Origin of the sequence: uncultured Paraglaciecola sp., from assembly GCF_937123705.1 — a bacterium.
Taxonomy (GTDB): Bacteria; Pseudomonadota; Gammaproteobacteria; order Enterobacterales; family Alteromonadaceae; genus Paraglaciecola.
This window is the reverse complement of the sequence record NZ_CAKZKO010000206.1, coordinates 1-3,588: the sequence shown is the minus strand read 5'-3', so window position 1 is coordinate 3,588 and position 3,588 is coordinate 1. Positions and strand designations below refer to the sequence as shown.

The 3,588-nt window shown below is 39.6% G+C and carries 4 protein-coding genes and 1 pseudogene; 1 reads left to right on the top strand and 4 read right to left on the bottom strand.

Annotation, left to right across the window (positions count from 1 at the left end):
* Positions 1–64 precede the first annotated feature (64 nt).
* Entirely contained in the window at positions 65–283 is a 219-nt protein-coding gene (locus Q0688_RS27720; protein ID WP_367179843.1) for a hypothetical protein, read from the bottom strand.
* On the bottom strand, positions 261–980 hold the full coding sequence (locus Q0688_RS25830; protein WP_269126693.1) for a 3-deoxy-D-manno-octulosonic acid kinase: 720 nt from the start codon (positions 978–980) through the stop codon (positions 261–263). Before Q0688_RS25830 ends, Q0688_RS27720 begins: the two co-directional genes overlap by 23 nt.
* Before the next feature lie 122 nt (positions 981–1,102).
* Between Q0688_RS25830 and Q0688_RS25825 the strand changes: the two genes are divergently transcribed.
* Positions 1,103–2,122 carry a glycosyltransferase family 9 protein gene (locus Q0688_RS25825; protein WP_269126695.1) on the top strand — a complete coding sequence of 340 codons (1,020 nt, stop codon included), beginning with the start codon at positions 1,103–1,105 and terminating at the stop codon, positions 2,120–2,122.
* A gap of 54 nt (positions 2,123–2,176) precedes the next feature.
* Here the strand turns inward: Q0688_RS25825 and Q0688_RS25820 are convergent, their stop codons facing one another.
* On the bottom strand, positions 2,177–3,073 hold the full coding sequence (locus Q0688_RS25820) for a DMT family transporter (protein ID WP_269126697.1): 897 nt from the start codon (positions 3,071–3,073) through the stop codon (positions 2,177–2,179).
* Between the two features lie 233 nt (positions 3,074–3,306).
* Positions 3,307–3,588, bottom strand: a pseudogene (locus Q0688_RS25815) (hypothetical protein); the annotation flags it as partial.

The window sequence follows — 3,588 nt, the reverse complement described above, 5'->3', positions numbered from 1 at the left end:
AATGGGCTCCTACTTTGGGATGTAATTCAGAGCTATAAAATTGAGCAATGGATAAGCACCTCTGCTAACACAGTTGAAGATTGGTTAAACAAATATTGCGTCTACGGGCACTTACCTTATGTATGAGGCGGCCAACTTGTTTGCCTAAAAAACGTTGTAATTTCCATGGTAAATGAGCCAGTAGCCATGCTATTCCAACCCCAAACCAAGTTGGCCAATGGCGAGGAGATAAATAAGGCCAAATACTTTGATTTAAGGTGCTAATTTTTTTCGGTTTTGCCATGGTAGCCTTCTAATAGTTGAGCCCAATGATGTTCGTTAAAATGAATATCATTATGTAAATCGTTTTCTTTTTCTAAGGAGCGAAGTAGGCGTTGTAAATTACTGTTTTGCCATTCATCATTTTGTGGGCGCTGGTCACACTTATCAAAATCGATTAGCCATATTTTTTGAGTTTGATCAATCATGATATTGTGACAGTTTAAATCGGAATGGTAGATGCCTTCTTCATGGAAGCGCTTAATAGTTTGTCCAATGCTGTACCAATGGACTGCTTTATTTGCTCTCAATAGATGGAACAGTTCTTTTGCCTCTTTTAGCGTTTCTATTAATATAAAGGCTTCATAAAAACCATTATATTGGTTAACTTTGCCGGCAATGGCTCTTGGAACGGGCAGCCCTTTCTCAACCATATATTCAAGTAACGTTAGCTCTTGAAAGACTCGTGTTTTTTCCATGTTTTTGAAGAAAAACCGAAACTTTAAGAGTTTTGCAATGAGACCTCCTCGGCGGTATTTTCTTAATACAAAAGCACCATAGTTATTTTCTATAAACCAAACGGTACCGCGACCAGTAGCGGTACCGACAAGTTCATTACGCGATTGCCAATAGTCAGCAGAAAACCAATCTTCAGTGATAGGAAGTATTGTATCACTCAGTAGTAACTCAATATTATTAGTAACTAATTGTCTTTGAAGCATCTTTAGATCAGTTTTTCGTTGTGTGTAAATAAGGCTTGATGGGTTTTGTTCTGCATAAGCTCACTTTTATGTCGCAAGGTATTCTATAATAGACATCGTTTGAACGCAGTACTTGAGGCAAAATGAATTTAGATAAGATTAATCACATTGCTATTCTTCGATTATCCGCTTTGGGTGATGTGTGTCATGCCATGTTTGTTGTATGCGCAATCAAGCAGTGTTATCCAAATGCAAAAATCACTTGGATAACTGGCCCTTTAGAATCACATCTAGTGCGGCATTTATCTGATGTAGATGTGCACGTGTATGATAAAAAAACGGGAATAAAGGGAATGTATGAACTAAGAAAAGCGCTTTCCCATCTTCATTTTGATGTTTTATTACATATGCAGTGGTCTTTAAGAGCCAGCTGTTTAAGCCGGATGATTAGTGCGAAACAACGCATTGGATTTGCTTTAAGCCACTCAAGAGAAAAGCAACATTGGTTTGTTAATAAGCTGGCCCCAGAACCACAAGGGCCACATGTATTAGACGCCTTATTTTCATTAGCACAAGCTATTGGTGTGACTAAGCTGCCTTCACGCTGCGATATTCAATTGGAAAGGCTGGCAGAACCATTGCCTGAACGTTTTGTGGCGATTAACCCGAGTGCATCAAAAGCAGAACGTAATTGGACTACTCAAGGATATCAAGGACTTATCCAATACTGTTTAGATCAAAATATTGCGGTTGTGTTGACAGGGAGTCCCGCGCCATCGGAAGTGTTTTTCGCTAATGAGATACTTAAGGGTGTGACGCCATCATCAGAATTGATTAATCTAGTGGGTCAAACCAGTCTATCGCAAATGCTAAGTGTGATTGGGGCCGCGGAGGTAATTGTATCACCTGATACGGGACCTGCGCACATGGGTACTCTCGTCGGCACCCCAGTAATAGGCTTATATGCCCATTCAAACCCACAAAGAACAGGGCCTTATCAAGATTTAGATAAGGTTGTTTCTGTATATGAGGTATTAGCTGAAAAAGAATACGCAAAACCCGTATCGGAATTACCTTGGGCTGTGAGAGTGCATGATGATGCGGCAATGAACAATATACTATTAGAGGATGTGCTAAAGGTTGTGGGAAGCGTCTTGAAGTAACCCATAAGAAGGCTATATGTAACCGATCTTCTTATGGGTACCATAATCATGGTGTTACTTTAAGACGGCTTTAATATTTTTACGTTTATTAACTAATACCATACCAATAAATACCAGAATTGCGGCAAAATAATCCATAAGCTCAAGAGATTCATTGACCCAGAAAACGCCGATAAATAAAGCGACTACAGGTGGAATATAAGTAGCAGAGGATGCTTTAAGGGCCCCAACTTGTTTTATTAAGTAATAATAAAGTAAGAATGCCACCCCCGTTCCTAATAGCCCCAGCCCAATTATCATGCCTGTTAATGCACGAGTATCTTTTGCGATATCTTCTATTCCCGTTAAATCAGTAATTAACAGTAGGCCTATTGTTGATAAAGCCAATTGATAAGTCACCGCGGCAGAGCCTGGAATGTTTAATGGCCCTAAAAAGCGTTTAGCGTAAACAAATGATGCTCCAACGCTGACAACGCCTAGTAGCATATAACCAGTGCCTAACAGGGTGTTCTGGTCAACGGCATCTGAACTTGGTGATGCTATCAATACAACACCAGCTAAACCGATTAGAATGCCTAGCCATTGAGTCCCCGTCGCCTTTTCTTCCCTTAAAAATATCATAGCGGTTAGGAAGGAAATGATAGGTATTGCGCCACTTAGTACACCCGCCACACTCGATAGCAGTAAGGCGGAACCTTTTGCGAAACCAAAATAATACAGGCTAGTTGCTAGGATCGACATAACAAAAAAATGGCCGACATGTTTGGCGTGAGAAAAAGAAAGGGATTGAGTAAATACCGCATATAGGGCGATGGGTAAGAAACCGAAAATAACCCGTAGTAAAACGACCTGCAAAGGAGTGATCCAATCTGCAGCCCATTTCATGAAGATAAAGTTACTTCCCCATATTATGCCTAATATTAAAAAGGCGGCAATTGTTCTAATCGTCATTGATACTATCCAGTCATTGTTGCAGAAAATACAGGATGCGGATTAGATAATAAAAAAACGTCGATTACTATGTATTTATAATCGATTTTCATTGTTCTTGAGGAAGTTCAAGAAAGCGTTAAGTTGTGATGCGGGTAGCCGTTATTTTTATGCCAATGATCGTCATATTTATCTTCGAGTTGAATAGGCAGATTATCGACTTATTCAACTCGAAGATGATTGTCATTTGTGCTCTAAACTTCCAACGAGTGCTCTGCTAGTTTTAAATCTAAAGTGGCTTTCAATAATTTAAATAAACGAATTGAAGCGTCAATTTCGCCCTTTCTATTGGTTAAACTTTCAATATTAAGTCCAAGAGGCACATCCAGATCAAGTGTTGCCTCAATAATTTGCTCTAATGCGTTACGGCAAATTTTAATTGACTCAGCTAATGGATCTTTTGCATCCAAAATACGATGTCTTGTCGCGTCTGGAACGGAAATGCCTAGCCACTCCATAAAGTCTAGCGTTTTCTC